Here is a 16,930-nt window from a genome sequence, read left to right on the forward strand (position 1 = left end):
TTTCGAGCGGAGGTCTGAAAGGCCGGGGAAAGTCTCTATATTGATTTCAAAAGAAGGAAATCGGCGCGGAAAGAAGCACTGTTTAAGGCTTGTTTACTGGAAAACAAGGGGAAACAAAATTAGCTTATCAGACAGAGCCCCTGGGTGCAATTTTCTCGTCCTGTTCCAGGTCGCTCAGTTCCAGTTCCAGGGCTTTCACCGAGATCTGGATTTCCCACAGTGACAGGGCCATGGACACCATGAGCAAAATCAGGCTTACCCCAAAGATGATGGTGCCGGCGGTCTGCCAACCGGCGTAGATCATGAACATGCACAGCACACAGGAAAACATACTGGCAATGCCAAAGGCCTGCATGTTGCGGATGAGAATAAGCCTGACTCTGAGATTCTGGATCTGACCGTACACCAAATGGTTATGGCTGGCTTTGTAGATGGACTTCAGGTTCCGGATAAGGGAGGCCAGGGACAGAAACCGGTTGGTGAAAGCCAGCAGAAGTAACGAAAGCGCCGGAAACAGCAGGGCAGGGGTGGTGAGCGTGATTTCCATGGCGGTTATTCAGCAGGTTACCAGTTCGCGTTGACCTATTCTTCGGGGGTGTCGTCTTCTTCGCCCTGAAATTCCAGGTCCTCGGCAATCTCCAGGCTTCTGTCCAGCAAGTCGTCAATCTCCTCTTTGGAGGAAGCGTTGAGGGTTTCTTCAAACAGGGCCAGAATATGCTCTGCGTCGGCGTTCACGTAGAGATCGGTGTAAAGCTCCTCAAACAGGTAGCTTTTCTGCTGCACCACGGTGTCTATGCCCTTTACTGTGGAAGCCTGCAAAGCTTCCTGCAGCAGGTCGCGCACTTGAGCACTTTCATCGTCGCCACCCAGGTCTGTGAGCAGTTGCAACAGAGAGATTCCCAGACCTAACCGGAGGCGCTCAAACCGGTAACTCACTTCTTCCTGGCTTTTTCTGCCGGGGCGGGCCTCCTGAAGGGCTTTTTCCAGCTCCAGGTACAAAGGCGAGATTTCCGTCCGAAGGTCTACGGGCTCCAGGCCAAATACCTGGTCCAGCAATTGTTGGTATAGCGAATCGCTCATGGTGAGAAACTTTGGATTATGGTCAATGGGTCCTGGCCAGCAAAGGCCTCCTCAGAACCGGGGGCAAGTTAGGAAAAGAAGCGATGCATTTTATGGCTTATTTCCTAAAATCGGCCGTGAAACGGGGCGCCTGCTTTCCCGGGCTTCGGGCTTTAAACATACCATTTGAATGTGAAAAGGTTTCTGTAACCTGTTTCTGCCGCGGGCAAGGGCTTGAAATATGTTCTTTTGGAGAGAAACTGAAGGAAAACCGGTGGGTTACAAGTCAACTTTTTATCGTTCTTAAAAGTATAAAGATTTGTAGAACTACGTTGGCTTCTTAGAAGTTTACTTTCCTGATTTTTTTGCTTAACTTACTCAGACTGAACAAGCCACGTATGGGTAATTCTTTGCAGAAACCGCTATTCTCAGGACTCCTGACCCTTGTTCTCTTCTTTTCCATGTTTCTGTCACCCACGCTGTTATGGGGGCAAGCATTGGAAAACGAAGAGGACGGCTTGAAGTTTTTGTATAACCGCAAACGGGTAAGAATCCCGTTTCAGCTGGTACATAACCTTATCATCATTCCCATCAAGATCAACAACTCCAACCCGCTCAATTTTATTGTGGATACGGGGGTAGACCGAACGCTGCTCATGGAGATAGGGCAGTTTGACACCATCACCCTGAACAACGTAGAAAAGCTTTTTTTAAGGGGTTTGGGCAGCGGCGAGGGGATCAACGCCATGCTGTCCTCTGGGAACAGCATCAACTTCTCCGGAGTAGAGTCCAAGAACCAGAAAGTGCTCATGTTGGAGGAAAACATCTTCAATCTCTCCTCCCGGTTGGGCCTGAACATCCACGGCATCATTGGGTACCCGCTTTTCCGCGATTTTGTGGTGGAGATTGACTACGAGAACAAGGTCATGACGCTTTTCAAACCCGGCACTTACCCAGCGAAAAGGGCTAGCAAGAGCAAGGTGGTGCCGCTGGAGATTGAGGCCTCTAAACCCTACGTGAAGGTGCAGGCGAACTTCCCGGATGGTTCCAAACACGCGTTGCGCCTTATTGTGGACAGCGGCATGAGCACTTCCATGCTGCTTTACCCGCCCACCTTACCCGATGTCAAAATTCCGGAGAAAAGGATTGAGGCTTACCTGGGCCGGGGGCTGAACGGCGATATCCATGGGGAGATTGCCCGCCTGGAGACTTTGGAACTGGGCGAATTTACCTTGAACCGTCCACCCGCCTGTTTCCCCGATACCATGTCTATCCGGCATGCGCTGGGCCTCAACAACCGCAACGGAAACCTGGGCGCTGATATCCTGCAGCGGTTCAAAGTGGTGTTTGACTACCAGAACTCCAGAATGCTGCTGCAGCCCAGCAACATGTATAAGAAGCCGTTCTACTACAACCTCAGTGGCCTGGAGCTGCTCAGTCCCATTCCAGGGTTCAATTTCTACACCATCGCGCAGGTGATTCCCAACTCTCCGGCCCAAAAGGCGGGGTTGGAGCCCGGCGATGCCATTCTGAGCATAAACGGCGTAAAGTGCATTGACAAGACCCTGGGCGAGATTCTGGAGATGTTCCAGAACTATCCGCGCCGGCGGCTGCAACTGAGAATAAGCCGCCAGTACAAGTCTTTTGACACTACCATCCAGCTACAGGATCTGATCTGAGGCAATGCTATTTCGGGCCCGATTTTGCTAAACCAGGCCTGAAACAGGAGAGGGTTATTTGGGGTTGACAAACTGATATACCGCCGAGAAGTCTTCCTGGGCCAGGCCGGCCTGTTTGGCTTGGGCAAACAGTTCTTTCACAGTGGCCAGGGTAGGCAGTGCAATGCCTTGCTCATAAGCAGTAAGGCCCGCAAGATGCAGGTCTTTGTGCATCCATTCCAGCGGGAATTCAGGGGAGAAGTCGCGGGTGAGGAGTTTGTTTTCCTTCAGTTTAAGGAAAGGCGCGCCGCCAGGGCCGTTCAATAATGTCTGGCACAGCATTTCCTCCGTGATGCCCAGCGAGGTTCCTAGGCGCAACGCCTCAGAGAAAGCCGCCATGATCTGCCCGAAGAGCATGTTGTTGACCATTTTCATGCTGGAGCCCTGCCCGTGCCCGCCAATGTGCAGCACCGCTTTGCCCATGGTGTCCAGCAAAGGGAGCACTTCATCCACGTCATTGGCCTCGCCGCCTACCAGGAACACCAACTGACCCGTCTCGGCGGGTTTCAGCGACCCGGATACCGGCGCATCCAGGAAACGGTGGCCCATTTTGGTCGCGGACTGCGCCATTCTCAGGCTGAAGGAGGGGTTCACCGTACTGGCATCAATCCAAAGGGAATTGCCGGGCAGTTCTTTCAAAAAGCCGTGTTGGCCCAAAGCCGCCTCTTCCACCGATTCCGGGGTGGCCAGCATGGTGAACACCACGCGGCACTGCCGGCCCACTTCCTCGGGGCTGCCCGCCAGGGTGGCGCCATTAGCTACCAAATCATTTGCTTTCTCGGCGGTACGGTTGTAGACCACCAAGTTGTGGCCCGCTTTCTGCAGATTGGCGGCCATGCGGCTGCCCATAATTCCCAGGCCTATAAATCCTACGTTCATGTCTATCTGTTTTAGGTAAGAGACAAAGTAAGGATTTACGCACCGGCAGCGCAAGGGGTACAGGTGAATCTCTGTTTCGGCAGCGTTTTTAAGTAACTGGCCTGAAAACGGACATCAGCTTTGGCGAGGGAATATAAATCGGAAGGTAGTGCCTTCGTCCAGAACTGAATCAACGGAAAGCTCGATGCCGTGGAAAGTGGCAATGGTTTTCACGATGGTGAGGCCCAGGCCGTGGCTCTCGCCGTCTGGGGCATGCAGGCGCTTGAACCGGCTGAAGATGTGCGGTAACTGCTCGGCCTGGATGCCCACGCCGGTGTCTTTCACGGCAAGTTCGTAGCCGTCCCCCGCTGGCTGACCTTTGATGCAGATGCTGCCTTCTGGTTTGTTGTATTTGATGGCGTTGTTCACCACGTTGAACAGCATGGTAAAAAGCAGCGATTGGTTCGCTTTGGTGAGGGTGTAATCGCCGGTGATCTCTACGTGCAGGTTCACCTCCCGGGCCTCAGCACGTTCCTGGATTTCCTCGGCCACTTCTTGGGCCAACTGCGGAATGTCCACGGCCTCGTTGCGCAGGTACTGCTCGTTTTCAATGCGGGAGATCAGCAGCAGCGCCTGAATGATGTTCTTGAGCCGGTGCAGCGTTCTGAGGTTGTCTACCAGCTTCTCCAGCATGCTTTCGGGGGTCTCGGGATCAGCGAGCAGGTTCTCCAGGCGGGTCTGCAGGATGGACACCGGCGTGAGCAACTCATGCGAGACATTCCCGATGAACTCCTTCTCCTTCTGAAACGCCTCCTGAATCTGGCCCATCATGGCGTTGATGGTATTGTTGAGGTACAGGAAGTCATCGGTGGAAGTCTGGAGTTTTTTGGGCGTGAACGTGCTGGGGTGCTCCACCCGCTGCAGGCGTTTCACAATAAGCGTGAGCGGGCGCAGCAGAATCTTACTGAAAGCCAGATCAGAGAAAACGGTGAGCACCACGACGGCGGCTAGAAAATACAACGCGTAAGCCTGCAGCGTTTTGCTGTTGTTATGGATGGTAGCCAGCGAGCGCCCGATCTCCAGCAGGTATCGTTTGCCACCAAGGTCAAAGGTGGAAGAAAGTACCCGGTAGTTCACAACCTGGTTATCTACTTTACGCAGGCTGTTCTCAATGCTGTTCACTACCTTGTTGGAGGAGATTTCCTCCAGTGAGATAAACTCTTCCTTGAACAGGTTATAGCTACCATAAGCCCCCGTTTCGCTGGTAATAAAAGACTCTATGCCCTGTTCCTCAATGATCTGGTACATCCTTTCCTCTTTCTGCATGAGCCGCTCATCAGCGTTGAGCAGAGCCACCTTGTTCACCAGAATAGGCAGACCTAACACCAGCAACAACAGGATCAATATCTTAGAGGCGGCACTGAAAAGGGCTAGTTTTGATTGAAGACGCATTGATTAATGTGCTGATGTGCTAATGAATGTGGTAATGTGGAGATTTGGAAATTTGTATATAGGCAGGTATTAGATGCTTTTGGCATAAAGTAAGAACCAGGAAGGTAAGCGTTTTGGGCCTGCTTTGCACAAAACAGGTTAGAAACGGCCGCCCACCCAAATCCGAACCTTTTCCTCAATCAACTCCCAGATAAGAAAATTATACATGAGCATTTAGAGTAATACATTAGCTTGAATAGCACATCATCACAGTAATTCACTAGCACATTAGCACATTAAAAAATTAGCACATTAAACAGTAAGCCGGTACCCTACGCCGCGGACGGTTTCCAGCCAGTCTGTGGTGGCGTGGGCGGATATTTTTTTGCGGAGGTTTTTGATGTGCACATCTATGTAGTTGGAGTCATAGTCATCTTCCAGGATGTTGCCCCAGATGTGCTCAGTGAGTTGCAGCCGCGTTAAGATGCGGTTTTTGTGCAGCAAGAGGTAATGTAGGATATCGAACTCCTTTTTAGTAAGCACAATCTCCTGCGATCCGAAGGTCACGCGACGGGCGCTACTGTCTATCTCAAACCCATGGAAACTCACCGACGATGACTTCAGCTTGAACTTGCGGCGCAACACGGCCTGCATGCGGGCTTGCAGCTCCAGCAGGGAGAACGGTTTGGGCAGGTAATCATCGGCTCCCAGGCCTAGTCCTTTGATCCGGTCTTCCAACGCACCGCGGGCCGTTAAAATGATAATGGCAGGGTCATGGTCTATGTCTTTTATCTCCTTGAGCAGGTCCATGCCTTCGTAATCTGGCAGGCCCAGGTCCAGCAAGATGAAATCATAGCGGTTCACCGCGATTTTCTCAGAGGCTTCCCGACCGTTGGAGGCCCAATCACAGATATAGTGTTCCTGTGCCAGGAAGTGCATGAGTTCAGTAGCCAGACCTGTTTCGTCTTCTACAATGAGGATGTGCATAGGAGGTAGGTTTGGTAGCGGGTTAAAAGGTATAGCTCAGGTTAAGCGATGCATAGGACTGCGCTTTGGACTCATCGCCCTCCAGGCGGTTCACCGGAAGCGCAAAGCGGTACGCCGGTTCAATGTCCACGTTGTACAGGCTGAACACCAGCGGCACCGTGATGGAATAGTTCAACACCTTGAACCGCTTGCTGGTAGTGGTGGTGGTAGTAGTGGTAGTTCCGCCGTTTCCATTTCCTTTGCCATTTCCGTTCCCGATGGGGTTCAACGGGTCCAAAACAGTGCCCAGGCCTTTTTTCTTGTTCTGCGTCTCCACGGTGTGCGTCTGGGCAAACTCCTGGGTACCGGCAATGATGCTGAACTTAGGGTCTATGCCCACCGGGTTCTTGCCTTTCCAAAGGTTCTGCAACGGGATATAGCGGGAGTTGTCCAGCACGGTGAAAAGGTCGCTGCTGCCGCCAAAGATATAACTGGCCGTGACCCCGGTCAAGAGGTATTTCCAGTCCAGCGTACCGGAGGCCGTGGCCGCATTGGAGGTCACCGATTTCACCAACGGCGTGTTGGGCCCGAAGAAGAACCGCGAGTAACTCACCAGCCCGTCAAAGCGGTTGCCTATTTTGAAGCTGTACCCGGCAGAGACATCGGTCTCGTCAATAAAGTCCTCGGTGTTGAACAACTGGTAAGACATCGCGGAGATGAACAGGCCCGAGGTATGGGTATAGGTCAGCGATGCCGCTACATATGGGTATTGCTGGGCAGTATTGCGTCCGAAAAAGGAGGCATTGTTGGCGGTTTCTAGGCCTACGGTCCACCAGCCGTTTTTAGTGGCCGTATCCTGGACCTGCGCTGGGGAGGGGGCTACCAGGGTAGGGGCTTTTTCTTCTGCGCTTGCAGCGGAGGTGAGCCAGAAACAAAACAGGAAACAGAATCCAAAGAGATTTTTCATCTGAGTATATCTATCAATTAAGTGGTAGATGGGAATTACCGCTTCAAAACAGAAGCGGCTGCAATAGTATTTGGTAAAGGTACGTATTGAGAAGGAGGGTTAGTTTTTGCCCACTTTGATGCGGCCCACTCCTAAACCGCCCACTTTCACTGGCTTGGCAGATTTGGCTGCTTTGGCAGCATTGCCTACCGCTTTTACGGTGTTGCCGGCATTGACCCCTCGGCCGGGACGGGCCGCGCTTTGCGGCCGGGCCGCTGAACCGCGGGAAACCAGTTCATCAGTGTCACCAGAAACTTTCTCGGGTTTACCCTGGCGTTTGGCCGTGGCTACTTCTTTCACTTTCTGTTCCTCCTTGGGCTGGTCTTTGGCTTTCTGCTTATCGGCTTTGCGGGGTTTTTCCTGCTGCAAAAGTGTACTGCTTTCCAAGGCAGCCGATGCCTCAACCACAGGAGCCATATCCAAGGTCTCAACGGTGGTTCCCTCGGATTTGGCTATTGCGGTTGCAACTGGTTTGCCGGCCGGTTCGTTTCCCGCAACGGTAGGTTGCGCAAATGCAGTACCGGTGCAAAGAGCCGCCGCTGCTATCAAAAAGGAAAGTTTCATAAAAGTGGGATGCATTCTGAACGCTGTTTACTTCAAAGCTACTATGGAAAGATGAACAGACGATGAATAATTCTTTTTCAGTTCATCTTTTAAGTCGACAATCAATTCTTTAAAATGATTCTGGAGGAGTTTTGCAAAAAAGAGGCCAAAACGGCAATGCTGTTTTCCTCTTTGAAACTAAACCTATTGAGGCTTAGGTACTACTTAGATAGGGTGGCGCTCGGAAACCGTTGCATATGGGTACCATACGCCGGAGCGGAGTTGGCCAGAAGCCAATTCATTACGAAGCAGATGCTGATGAATAGTTTCATTGTGTTGGTGTGTTAGGGGTTGAGGAAGAAATTTCAGCTGCCTTTGCCCCGGCAGAGGCAGCTGAATTAGGTTAAGATTATTTAGAACCGATTTTCAGGTTGGCACCGGCGTTCACTTTAACGGGGCGCACGCCTTTGGTAGAAAGGCCGGTGTTCACTTTGGCACGGCTGGCGCTGCCAGCATTCACTTTGGTGCCCAAGCCAGTCTCGGTTTGGATTCTGCCGGCTCTCTGGCGTTTCTCAGAGGCAGCAGCTTTCACCGCCTGGCCTTTTTCTTTACCGGTTTCCAGGGTTCCCTTGGCAACGGTGCTCACCGCCTCACCATGGTTTTCGCCTTCCTGCTTGGCTACCTCAACATGGGTTTTGGCTTTTACTTTAAGCTCTGAGTTGGTTTGGGCCGCAGCTTCTTCCTGCTCTTCTCTTTGGGCTTTGGCTTTCAGTTCGGCGCGGGCCTCGGCGGCCGCGTCAAGCGATTCTTCTTTCTTCGCCTTGGCTTCTTCGTGCTTGGCCTTTAGTTCGTCCTGTTTGGCTTTGGCTTTTTCTTTGCCCGCTTTGGCCGACTCTTTTACTTCATTTGAGGTCTCATCTTTTTTCGCCTTGGCTTTTGACTTGGCCACCTCACTTACGGCTTGTCCCTTGGCGGCGGCATCGGTGGTAACAGTACCGGAGACATCGGCTTTGGCCGTGGTACTTACCGTGGTGCCGTGGGTTGTCTTAGCGGTAGTCTGCCCGGTGCCATTGGCAGTGGTGGTGGTCTGTGCGAAAGAAGTACCGGCAATCAATAAAGAGGCGACAAAAAAGGTTAGCTTTTTCATGTTGGTGGATCGTTTTGGTTTGTGTTTGAAATCGTTTTAAATGATTAATGGGTCAAAACTATCTTGTCAAGATGAAGAGAAGATGAAGAATGGCTTTCATGGAAAAATTTTTTCAATTTTTTTCTGATGCAGGAAAAAGGCCCCTTTTAAGCTGTTCTGTGCGTTTTTGCCTGAAAACAAAAAGGCCGCTCTTTTCTGGAAGAGCGGCCTTTTTGTTTGAGTGAGGCTGAAGATGAAGAAAAACTACAGAATCTTCACCTTTAGATAAGAGGGCTGCTGGGCATTGTGGTACACGCGGTGCGTGGCCTTCTGGAAATCCTCGGCTTTGGCCTCATATATATTAGGTACATACTTCTGCGGATTGCGGTCTACGAGCGGGAACCATGTACTCTGCACCTGCACCATGATGCGGTGGCCTTTCTTGAAGGTGTGGAGCACATCCTGCAGGGGCACGTTCACAGCGGTTACCTGGTTGGCCGTGAAAGGCTCCGGTTTCTCATAGCTGTTTCTGAAACGGCCGCGCAGCACCTCACTGCGGACCATCTGCTGGTAACCACCCATTTTCACCGAAGCCGGGTTATGCGCATTCTCGCGTGCTGTATCTGGGTACACGTCAATCAGTTTCACTACCCAGTCGGCATCGGTGCCGGTGGTGGAGACGTTGAGCGCCGACAGGATCTCGCCAGCCAGGGTGATGTCTTCGGTTAAAACATCGGTCTGGTAGGTTAGCACATCGGGGCGGCGGCCGGCGAAACGCTGGTCATCGGTCATGTACTCGCGGGTCATGCCGGTGGTGGTCTCCTCAGAGAAAGGCACAGGTTTATTGGGGTCACTGATGAACTCGTCAAAGCCAGTGCCGGTAGCGGCCGGTTTCTCAAAGCTCAGTTTGCCGTTTTCCCCGAAGTACAGCATGCGCTCCTGAGTATTTTTTGGGGGCCAGGCGGCAAACTCGCGCCACTGGTTTGCGCCGGTGTTGAACATGTAGGCCTCCGGCAAGGCTGGTTTGCCTTTGCCGTTCTCCTTTAAATAGTGGCGGAAGAATTTAGCTTCGATGTTAGGCCGATAGAACTCAGAGGTATTCTGGCGGAAAGAGACTTTGCCCAGGTGCTCGCCGGTGGAGCGGGACCAGCCGCCGTGGAACCACGGCCCCATAACCAGGGTGTTGTAGGTGCCGGGGTTGTTCTTCTCAATGGTCTTGTAGGTTTCCAGCGCCCCGAAAAGGTTCTCGGCATCAAACCAGCCACCCACCACCATCACTGCGGGCTTGATGTTTTTCAGGTGCGGCCTGATGTTCATGGCTTGCCAGAAGGCATCATAGTTGGGATGCTGCACGATGTCGTTCCAGAAGGAGACGTTTTTTTTAAGGTACTGGGCGTTGGCGTTGGGCAAGGCGCCCATACGCAGGAAGAAATCGTAGCCGTCTGGCGTGCCGTGGTTGAAGCGCGGTGCCCCAGTAGGCGAGGGCTGCGGCCGCGGCTGCCCGAAGGAGGCCAGGAAGTTGAAGGCGTGCGGCAGGAAGAATGCGCCGTGGTGGTGGAAATCGTCCCAGAACCAATCGGTCACTGGGGCCTGCGGCGAGGCGGCTTTGAGGGCGGGGTGGTTGCTGAGCAAGCCTACGGTGGTATAGTAGCCGGGGTAGGAGATACCCCACTGGCCTACACGACCATTGTTGTTGGGCACGTTTTTCACGAGCCATTCAATGGCGTCATAGGAATCGGTGCTCTCGTCTACGTCCTTTTTGCCTTTCTTGCCGATGAGGGGCTTCATGTTGATGAACTCACCCTCGCTCATGTACTTGCCGCGCACATCCTGGTAAGCGAAAATGTAGCCCTCGCGCATCATGTCCGGTGACGGCCCAATGCTGGTTTTGTATTTTCCTTCGCCGTACGGCCCCACCGAGTAAGGCGTGCGGCTGAGCATGATGGGGTATTTCTTGCTTTTATCTTTGGGGGCGTACACCACGGTGTAGAGTTTTACGCCATCGCGCGCGGCAATCTGGTGCTCGGTTTTGGTGTAGTTCTGCCGGATATAGGCCGAGTCTGTGAGGGTTTGGGCAGAGGCGGTGAGGGCTGGCCACAATAGCACCAGCAAAAGCCATCTCCAGGGGTTTGGTTTCATAAATTGTCTGTTTGGTAAAGTTTGGCGCCGACAATTTAGAGAATTCAGCCGCGGCAGACAACCTCTGTTTTACCGCCGTTTTCCCGAGAATAACCCTAAAACAGGATGGGACCTCTCCCCGGAATTCTGCTTAAGCGGTGTTTTTGTAAAAAGGCACAAAAAAAAGGCCTAGTTTCCCAGGCCTTTGCAGGTAAGCATATTCTTTATTATTGGCAACTGTACTCAACGTTCACGGTGGTTACATCATTGTTCTGGGTTGTCCTGGTGATTTTGGTAGGGTACCCGTTGTCATTGAACACGAAGGTGTTGGTGTAAGACATATCCTTGTCTACGGTGCTGCCTTCTTTACGAACCTCGGTGATCACGTTGTTCACGCTAGGAGGGTTCAAGGTTGGTAAACCGATGAAGAGGGCCTCGAAAGCAGCCATCGGGCTGTTTTTGGCGTCATAGGTGTACTCAGTGGTGGCAGAAGGAGAAGTGGACTCATCTTCCTCGGTCGCTGGGTTGTCATAGTATTCGGTGGCTTTGGAGACGTTTCCTTTGGCGTCATACTGGTAAGTGGTCCAGCCCATGGGGAACGAAACAGGGTCTTCGCCTTCCTCGGCAGGAATCACCAAGAAGCGGGTGATTTTGCTGATGCGGTTGCCGCTGTACTCAATTTCAGAGCCCATGCCCATGCCATCCATGTCCTCTCCGCTCAACATGGTGCCGGTCAGTTTGCCCTGGTCATCATAGGTGTACTCCATGCTTCCATCTCCCTGGTCGCCGTTCATAAATACCATTTTGGAGGGTTTGCCGGCTTTGCTGCCAGAAGAATGGTACTGTACGTTTACAGTGCCAAACTCACCGTTGGTGAAGGAGGAAATCTTGTCATTGGCATAAGTGACCGAGGTGACACCGTCTTCATCGGTGATCTTCACGGCTTTACAGGCCTTGATGTTATCAATGGGACTTGTTTCTTCGTCATCGGTACAAGAACCCATGATGAATAAAGAGGCAGCGAACAGAACTGGTAGTAATTTAGGGAATTTCATTTTCTCGTTAAATTGAATGTGAGGGATGGTTGGTTTAACAAAGGATGCAAAGCGCTTTAATGCATTTCCAAGAGTATAGACACAGTCCCCGGGGTTTACCCCTAATCCTACCGCAACATTTTTTATTTATATTTATCTGTAGCTACATCATTCCAAATGGTCCTGAAAAGCAAGCGGCACATTCTAAGAGACTTAAGAAGAATCCCGGAAAATAAAGCTGCAGCATCGTTCACCGGTGAAAGAAAGTAGTTTTTGAAAAAGATGGGTAGGTTTGTTTTGAAGCTGTTTCCTGAAAATCCTGCTTAAAACGCCAATTGTTTGACGTAATCTTTCAGCATTTTTTTTAAACTTTGGAACTTGCTTAACTCCCGTGTTAAGTGTTTACCAAGCCAAACAATATGTTGAAATTTTACGCCAAGCTTGCCCTCTGCTGGGCAATGCTGCTGAGCGGGATGTCTGTGGCCCAAGCCCAGACCGCGTTGCAGACTCCTGAGCAATTCCTGGGTTACCGGTTGGGTGACCAGTTTACCTACCACGGTCGCCTTGTGGATTATGTGCGCTACCTGGCGGGCCAGAACCCCACCAAGATGCAGCTGCAGACCTACGGCCAGACCTATGAGAAACGGCCCCTGCTGCTGGCCACCATTTCCTCACCGGCCAATATGCAGCGCCTGGAGGAAATCAGAACGAATAACCTCAAGAACACCGGCCTGATGAGCGGCAAGCCTACAAGCGGCAAGCAACCAGCCATTGTGTGGCTCAGCTACAACATCCACGGCAATGAGTCTGTTTCTTCTGAGGCCGTGCTGCAGGTTTTGTATGATCTGCTGGACCCTAACAACGCACAGACTCAGAAGTGGCTGGAGAACACCGTGGTGATGATTGATCCCTGCGTGAACCCTGATGGCCGTGAGCGCTACACCCAGTGGTACAACCGGGCCCGGAACCAGCAACCCAACGCCTCGCCGTGGGCCTGGGAACACAACGAGCCCTGGCCGGGCGGACGCCCTAACCACTATTACTTTGACCTGAACCGCGACTGGGCCTGGCAAACGCAGACCGAGTCTAAGCAGCGCGCCGTGGTGTACAACCAATGGATGCCCCAGCTCCACGCCGATTTCCACGAGCAGGGCGTAGACAACCCTTATTACTTCGCGCCCTCAGCCAAGCCTTACCACGATGCCATCACCCCCTGGCAGCGCGAGTTCCAGGGTATTATTGGCGATTACAACCGCAAGTACTTTGACAAGAACAACTGGCTGTACTTCACCCGCGAGAACTTTGACCTCTTCTACCCCAGCTACGGCGATACCTGGCCTACGTACCAGGGTGCTATTGCCATGACCTATGAGCAGGGCGGATCCGGCCGCGCGGGGGTGGTGATCCAGAAATCAGACGGAGACAGCCTTACTTTGTCGCAGCGTATTGCCCACCACCACGCCGCCAGCTTGGCTACTGTGGAGGCCATTTCAGACAAGTCTGACCAGGTAATCAAAGAGTTTAAGAGATTCTACACCGATGCCCTGGAGAAGCCTTATGGCCAATACCGCAGCTACGTGTTCAAAGTGAAAGGCGAGGAAGGCCGCATTAAGGACCTGACAGAGTACCTTGACCGCCAGCAGATCCGCTACGGCTACGCCAAGGCCGGCGGAAGCAGCAAAGGGTTCAACTACGGGACCGGCAAAACAGAATCGGTGAAATACGAGAGTGGTGACCTGGTGATCAGCGCTTATCAGCCTAAGTCCACCCTGCTGAACGTGTTGTTTGAGCCATCGGCGCGCCTGGAGGACTCTGTGACCTATGACATCACCGCCTGGTCTCTGCCTTACGCTTATGGCCTGAAAGGCGCCGCGTTTACAGGCCGTATTTCCATGAACGAGGCCAAACCAGCCGCCGCTGCGACCACCAATACCGCTGCCCCAGCTGCTTACGCGTACATCGCGCGCTGGAACGGGGTGCAGGATCTGAAATTCCTGGCTTCATTGCTCAAGTCCAAAGTGCGCGTGCGTTATTCAGAGGTGCCTTTTGAGCAGAACAAAGAGCATTACGCACCGGGCACGCTCATCATTACCCGCACCGGCAACGAAGGTCTGGGTGCCAGGTTTGACCAGATTGTGACCCGTGCCGCAGATTCCTTGGGTGTGAAGCTGGCTTCTACCACCTCAGGTTTCGTGAGTTCAGGCTCGGATTTCGGTTCGCGCAACATCCGGTACGTAAAGGCGCCCCGCGTGGCTTTGATGACCGGTGAAGGCGTGTCTCCGTACGGTTTCGGAGAGATCTGGCATTACTTTGAGCAGCAGATAGGTTACCCCGTGACGGTGTTGGGCGCTGATTATTTCGCCAACGTGCCGCTGCATGAGTTTGACGTGCTCATTTTGCCAACCGGTTCTTACGGCCGCATCCTGGACGAGCGGAACCTGACCAAAGTAAAAGACTGGGTACGCGCCGGCGGCAAGCTCATCGCCATGGAAAGTGCCGTGACCTTCCTGTCTGATAAACCAGATTTCGCGGTGAAAAAAAAAGCCGCTGATACCACCAATGCTAAGAAAGGCGCCACCGAGGCAGACCTGAAAAAATACGCCAACCGCGAGCGCGAGTCCATCTCAGAGGAGGTGCAGGGCAGTGTGTTCAGAATCAACCTGGACAACACCCATCCGCTGGCCTTCGGGTACGGCACGTCTTACCCGGCTTTGATCAGAACCAATACCTTGCCCCAGTTCATGAAAGATGCCTGGAACGTAGGGGTGGTGAAGAAAGAAGCGCCGGCCACTGGTTTTGTGGGCTCTAAAGCCGGTAGCAACCTGCAGAACGGCCTGGTGCTGGGCGTGCAGGACCTGGGCCGTGGCAACGTGGTGTATCTGGTAGACAACCCGTTGTTCAGAGCCTTCTGGCAGGGCGGCAAACTGCTCTTCGGGAACGCGGTCTTCCTGGTAGGACAGTAATCCAGCAGCCTTCCAGTTCATAAACAGCAACGCCCGCTTATAGCGGGCGTTGCTGTTTACAGGCCTTTTAGTTAAAAATGCGTTGTAAACAAGAACATTGGAACCGATTATGGGAGGGCCGTATAAGAGAAAAACCACTATCTTGTACAAGGTCCATCAGATACAACTATGCGTTCTGTCTCTAAAATTGCTGCCGTTTCCCTGTTCCTGCTGGCTAGTATGTCTGGCTGCGCCAAAAAAACATCCTCTAACGGAGGTTCTGTAAGCTCCACCGCCGCCGGAGAACCGCAATTATCCTCCACACAGTTGGCGCAGGCCCGAAGCAATTACACGAACTATTGCGGGGGCTGTCACGGACGGGAACTGGAGACCTTTGTGAACCGCAAATGGCAGCACGGAGACAGCCCCGAGGCGCTTTTCAAAGGCATCAAACACGGCTATCCCGAGCAAGGCATGCCGGCCTACGCCACCACCTTCTCTGATGACCAGATCACCCAGTTGGTCTCCTTCATCCGGCAGGGAATACAGGCGCATAAAGATCAACCTGAGAGTAAAACCAACGTCACGGTTCACCGGTCTGAGAAAGTCAATTTTGAGCTGGAGCAGGTAGTTACCGGCTTGGATGTGCCCTGGGCCATGGCGTTTCTGCCCAACGGCGACATGCTCATCACCGAGCGGTCCGGCACCCTGTATCGCTTCACCAAAAACAAAGAACTGCAGAAGATAGAAGGTGTTCCTCAGGTCCTGAGCCAGGGCCAGGGCGGATTGCTGGACGTGATATTGCACCCAGATTATTCTAAGAACAACGTGCTCTTTATTTCCTATTCGGCCTTCAGGAAAGACGGAGGGCAGACGCTGTCTACCTCCGCCATCACGCGTGCCAGGCTGGAGGGTAACACTCTTACAGACCAGAAGGTGATATTTGAAGGCCAGCCTTACCTTAGAACGCGGCACCACTACGGTTGCCGCATGGAGTTTGGGCGCGACGGTTACCTGTATTTCTCCATGGGCGATAGAGGCGGCACCCGCGAGAATCCGCAGAACCTGAATGTGCACCCCGGCAAGATCCACCGCATCAAAGAAGACGGCAGCATCCCCGCTGATAACCCATTCGTGAACAAGGCCGGGGCTATGCCTTCTATCTTCACCTTCGGGAACCGCAATCCGCAGGGCCTGGCGTTGAATACTGCCACAGGTGAGTTATGGGCGCACGAGCACGGGCCCAAAGGCGGCGATGAGGTGAACATCTTAAAGAAAGGTGCCAACTACGGCTGGGCCGATGTGACCTATGGCATTGACTACAACGGCTCTAAAATCTCTGACCTGAAGCAGAAAGCGGGCATCATCGATCCCATCAAGGTCTGGGTGCCTTCTATCGCTCCCTCGGGCATGGCGTTTGTGACCGGAAACCGCTACAAAGGCTGGGAAGGTGATTTGCTGGTGGGCTCCCTCAGCTTCAAGTTCCTGAGTCGCCTGGACGTGGACGGAAACAAGGTCCTCAAAGAGGAGCGGCTGCTGCCCGACATCGGTCGGGTACGGGACGTGCGCCAGAGCCCCGATGGCTACATTTACATCGCGGTAGAGAACCCCGGCATTATTTACCGCCTGGTGCCTTCAGAGGAGCCTAAAGCAGTAGATTAGAGAAGTCTGCCTAATCGGTTTCTTGTTCTGGGCCTGATTCCAGGAAATGGGACTTAAAACGGCTTGCCACTTTCTGGGGGCTAATGCTGCCCTGAAGCGCCTTAATCAGGCATCTGGACGTATACGCCGTCTTCCCGTACTTCCAATGGGAACCGTTCCAGGGGGCGGGTACGGCCTTTGCATTCTTCCCCCGATATCAGGTGAAAGCGGTAGCTGTGCCACGGGCAGATGATCTCATTGAGGTAATTGGTGGTTCCCCGGCTCAGGGCGTCTCCCAGGTGCGGGCACAGGTTCTCCACCGCAAAAAGCCCGGCCGGAGTATGGGCAATGCAGATTTCCTTACCGGCGGCCACTACCGCCGTTGACTTGGTCACCGGAATCTGCTTTTTGGCCTGGGCCTCACTGTCAAAAATCTTGATCCATTGCATACGTCTGCGTACGGGTAAGGGAGAAACCTGTTTTGGACC

At 52.9% G+C, this 16,930-nt stretch carries 14 protein-coding genes; 3 read left to right on the plus strand and 11 right to left on the minus strand.

What is annotated here, in order from left to right:
• Positions 1-127: 127 nt before the first annotated feature.
• Positions 128-547: a DUF2721 domain-containing protein gene (locus J3P35_RS08805; RefSeq protein ID WP_210463954.1), complete on the minus strand. Its 420-nt coding sequence runs from the start codon at positions 545-547 to the stop codon at positions 128-130.
• 35 nt (positions 548-582) lie between these two features.
• Positions 583-1,080 carry a hypothetical protein gene (locus tag J3P35_RS08810; RefSeq protein ID WP_210463955.1) on the minus strand — a complete coding sequence of 166 codons (498 nt, stop codon included), beginning with the start codon at positions 1,078-1,080 and terminating at the stop codon, positions 583-585.
• Between the two features lie 377 nt (positions 1,081-1,457).
• Here J3P35_RS08810 and J3P35_RS08815 point away from each other — a divergent pair, with 377 nt between their 5' ends.
• Complete coding sequence (locus J3P35_RS08815; RefSeq protein ID WP_210463956.1) at positions 1,458-2,738, plus strand: aspartyl protease family protein; 1,281 nt, start codon at positions 1,458-1,460, stop codon at positions 2,736-2,738.
• A gap of 54 nt (positions 2,739-2,792) precedes the next feature.
• On the opposite strand, the gene J3P35_RS08820 is transcribed toward J3P35_RS08815, so the two are convergent.
• The 8 genes from J3P35_RS08820 to J3P35_RS08855 form a co-directional block, all read right to left on the minus strand.
• On the minus strand, positions 2,793-3,656 hold the full coding sequence (locus tag J3P35_RS08820) for an NAD(P)-dependent oxidoreductase (RefSeq protein ID WP_210463957.1): 864 nt from the start codon (positions 3,654-3,656) through the stop codon (positions 2,793-2,795).
• A 114-nt stretch (positions 3,657-3,770) separates the two neighbouring features.
• On the minus strand, positions 3,771-5,087 hold the full coding sequence (locus J3P35_RS08825; protein ID WP_210463958.1) for a sensor histidine kinase: 1,317 nt from the start codon (positions 5,085-5,087) through the stop codon (positions 3,771-3,773).
• 291 nt (positions 5,088-5,378) lie between these two features.
• Positions 5,379-6,053 (minus strand): response regulator transcription factor, encoded by a 675-nt coding sequence (locus J3P35_RS08830; protein WP_210463959.1) that lies wholly within the window; start codon positions 6,051-6,053, stop codon positions 5,379-5,381.
• A 22-nt stretch (positions 6,054-6,075) separates the two neighbouring features.
• The gene (locus J3P35_RS08835; protein ID WP_210463960.1) at positions 6,076-6,999 is read right to left on the minus strand and encodes a hypothetical protein; all 924 of its coding nucleotides are present in this window, start codon (positions 6,997-6,999) and stop codon (positions 6,076-6,078) included.
• Between the two features lie 99 nt (positions 7,000-7,098).
• On the minus strand, positions 7,099-7,617 hold the full coding sequence (locus tag J3P35_RS08840; protein WP_210463961.1) for a hypothetical protein: 519 nt from the start codon (positions 7,615-7,617) through the stop codon (positions 7,099-7,101).
• A gap of 373 nt (positions 7,618-7,990) precedes the next feature.
• Entirely contained in the window at positions 7,991-8,728 is a 738-nt protein-coding gene (locus tag J3P35_RS08845; RefSeq protein ID WP_210463962.1) for a hypothetical protein, read from the minus strand.
• Between the two features lie 243 nt (positions 8,729-8,971).
• Positions 8,972-10,846, minus strand: coding sequence for a CocE/NonD family hydrolase (locus J3P35_RS08850; protein ID WP_210463963.1), 1,875 nt, complete (start codon positions 10,844-10,846; stop codon positions 8,972-8,974).
• Between the two features lie 206 nt (positions 10,847-11,052).
• Positions 11,053-11,880 (minus strand): hypothetical protein, encoded by an 828-nt coding sequence (locus tag J3P35_RS08855; protein WP_210463964.1) that lies wholly within the window; start codon positions 11,878-11,880, stop codon positions 11,053-11,055.
• Between the two features lie 398 nt (positions 11,881-12,278).
• Here J3P35_RS08855 and J3P35_RS08860 point away from each other — a divergent pair, with 398 nt between their 5' ends.
• Together J3P35_RS08860 and J3P35_RS08865 are read left to right on the plus strand one after the other, a co-directional pair.
• Positions 12,279-14,822 (plus strand): M14 family metallopeptidase, encoded by a 2,544-nt coding sequence (locus J3P35_RS08860; RefSeq protein WP_210463965.1) that lies wholly within the window; start codon positions 12,279-12,281, stop codon positions 14,820-14,822.
• Between the two features lie 168 nt (positions 14,823-14,990).
• Positions 14,991-16,463, plus strand: coding sequence for a PQQ-dependent sugar dehydrogenase (locus J3P35_RS08865; RefSeq protein WP_210463966.1), 1,473 nt, complete (start codon positions 14,991-14,993; stop codon positions 16,461-16,463).
• Positions 16,464-16,564: 101 nt separating this feature from the next.
• Here the strand turns inward: J3P35_RS08865 and J3P35_RS08870 are convergent, their stop codons facing one another.
• On the minus strand, positions 16,565-16,891 hold the full coding sequence (locus J3P35_RS08870) for a Rieske (2Fe-2S) protein (RefSeq protein WP_210463967.1): 327 nt from the start codon (positions 16,889-16,891) through the stop codon (positions 16,565-16,567).
• Between the last annotated feature and the right edge of the window lie 39 nt (positions 16,892-16,930).

The sequence above is a fragment of the Rufibacter roseolus genome, from assembly GCF_017916365.1.
Taxonomy (GTDB): domain Bacteria; phylum Bacteroidota; class Bacteroidia; order Cytophagales; family Hymenobacteraceae; genus Nibribacter; species Nibribacter roseolus.

Coding starts and splice junctions, on each gene's coding strand:
- J3P35_RS08805 (WP_210463954.1), bottom strand. CDS start 547: ATGGAAATCACGCTCACCACCCCTGCCCTGCTGTTTCCGGCGCTTTCG.
- J3P35_RS08810 (WP_210463955.1), bottom strand. CDS start 1,080: ATGAGCGATTCGCTATACCAACAATTGCTGGACCAGGTATTTGGCCTG.
- J3P35_RS08815 (WP_210463956.1), top strand. CDS start 1,458: ATGGGTAATTCTTTGCAGAAACCGCTATTCTCAGGACTCCTGACCCTT.
- J3P35_RS08820 (WP_210463957.1), bottom strand. CDS start 3,656: ATGAACGTAGGATTTATAGGCCTGGGAATTATGGGCAGCCGCATGGCC.
- J3P35_RS08825 (WP_210463958.1), bottom strand. CDS start 5,087: ATGCGTCTTCAATCAAAACTAGCCCTTTTCAGTGCCGCCTCTAAGATA.
- J3P35_RS08830 (WP_210463959.1), bottom strand. CDS start 6,053: ATGCACATCCTCATTGTAGAAGACGAAACAGGTCTGGCTACTGAACTC.
- J3P35_RS08835 (WP_210463960.1), bottom strand. CDS start 6,999: ATGAAAAATCTCTTTGGATTCTGTTTCCTGTTTTGTTTCTGGCTCACC.
- J3P35_RS08840 (WP_210463961.1), bottom strand. CDS start 7,617: ATGCATCCCACTTTTATGAAACTTTCCTTTTTGATAGCAGCGGCGGCT.
- J3P35_RS08845 (WP_210463962.1), bottom strand. CDS start 8,728: ATGAAAAAGCTAACCTTTTTTGTCGCCTCTTTATTGATTGCCGGTACT.
- J3P35_RS08850 (WP_210463963.1), bottom strand. CDS start 10,846: ATGAAACCAAACCCCTGGAGATGGCTTTTGCTGGTGCTATTGTGGCCA.
- J3P35_RS08855 (WP_210463964.1), bottom strand. CDS start 11,880: ATGAAATTCCCTAAATTACTACCAGTTCTGTTCGCTGCCTCTTTATTC.
- J3P35_RS08860 (WP_210463965.1), top strand. CDS start 12,279: ATGTTGAAATTTTACGCCAAGCTTGCCCTCTGCTGGGCAATGCTGCTG.
- J3P35_RS08865 (WP_210463966.1), top strand. CDS start 14,991: ATGCGTTCTGTCTCTAAAATTGCTGCCGTTTCCCTGTTCCTGCTGGCT.
- J3P35_RS08870 (WP_210463967.1), bottom strand. CDS start 16,891: ATGCAATGGATCAAGATTTTTGACAGTGAGGCCCAGGCCAAAAAGCAG.